Genomic DNA, 1,452 nt, shown 5'->3' on the forward strand with positions numbered 1-1,452 from the left:
GCTCGCGCGGCTCTTTCTCGGCTATGCGATGCCCGAAGGGGCGGCGCCGATCGGCGCGTGGTTGCCGATCGAGGCGGCCACCGGCAGCGAGGCCGAACTGCTCGGCCGGCTCGCACGCTTCACCGACGATCTCGACGGCTTCGCGCGGCGGCTCGCCGAGTCGCACACGCCGCGCGGCTGGAGCGAGCTGTTTGCCGACACGCTCGCGCGCTTCTTCGATTCGGGCGCCGCGTATGCGGATGCGCTGGCCGGCGTGCGCGACGCGCTCGACGCGATGCTGGCCGCGATGACGGAAGGTGCGCCGGACGAGGCGTTGCCGGCGGCCGTCGTGCGCGCGGGGCTCACCGCGGCGCTCGACGATCCGGCCCGCGGCGGGGTGCCGTGGGGCGGCGTCACGTTCTCGTCGCTGACGAGCTTGCGCGGCCTGCCGTATCGCGTCGTCTGCCTGCTCGGGATGGACGACGGCGTGCTGCCGAGTCTCGCGCGCGCGGATGAATTCGACCTGATGGCCGTGCTGCCGAAGCTGGGCGACCGGCAGCGTCGCGACGACGAGCGCAATCTGTTTCTCGACCTGTTGCTCGCCGCACGCGACCGGTTGCTGATCGCCTATACGGGCCGCAGCATCCGCGACAATGCGCCGTTGCCGCCCGCGGCGCTCGTCGACGAGCTGCTCGATCATCTGGCGATCGTCACGGCCGGGCTCGGCGCCGCACCGGATGCGGTCGATGCCGCGCGGCGCGCGTTCATCGTCGAGCATCCGCTGCAACCGTTCGCGGCCGCGTATTTCCAGCCGGGCAGCGAACTCGTGTCGTACGACGCCGAGCGGGCGACACTCGCGTCGCTGCTGGCCGCCGAAGCGTCGCGCGGCGAGCCGCGCGAGCAGCCGTTCTTCGCGCAGCCGCTGCCGGCCGAGCCGGTCGAGCCCGTCGCGTTCAGCGAATTCGAACGCTTCTGGCGGCATCCGGCGCGTGCGTTGCTACGCGGCCGGCTCGGCATCGTGCTCGCCGACGCACAGGCCGAACTACTCGATACCGAGCCATTCGCGCTGGACTTTGCCGGCAGCGACGCGCTGGCCGAGCGCGTGCTGCCGCTCCTGATCGAAGCGGGCGAGGGTGGCGTGCACGATCACGCGCTGCGCATTGCGGACGCGAGCCCCGAACTGCCCGGCGGCGCGACGGGGGCGGTGTGGCGCGACCAGGCGCTCGGTTCGATGACGCAGCTTGCGTCGAACGTGCGCCGTGCGCTGGCCGACGGGATCGAGCGGCGGCCGTTCTCGCTCATCGTCGCACCGAAGTGGCCCGACACCGAGCAGGCGCTGTTCGGCGCCGACGACGCGATGCTGGCGGCCGACGCGGTGAGCGCGCCGCTCGAATTGCACGGCACGCTGAACCGGCTGACGCCGGCGGGCAGGTCATCTACCGCTATGCGCGGCCGAGCGCGCGCGATTACCTG

General features: G+C 72.5%; 1 pseudogene. It reads left to right on the forward strand.

Annotated elements, in window-relative coordinates:
- Positions 1 to 1,452 (forward strand): annotated as a pseudogene (locus JMF90_RS36870) (exodeoxyribonuclease V subunit gamma); the annotation flags it as partial.

It is taken from the genome of Burkholderia sp. E168m23 (assembly GCF_016586125.1).
GTDB classification, from domain to species: Bacteria; Pseudomonadota; Gammaproteobacteria; order Burkholderiales; family Burkholderiaceae; genus Burkholderia; species Burkholderia orbicola.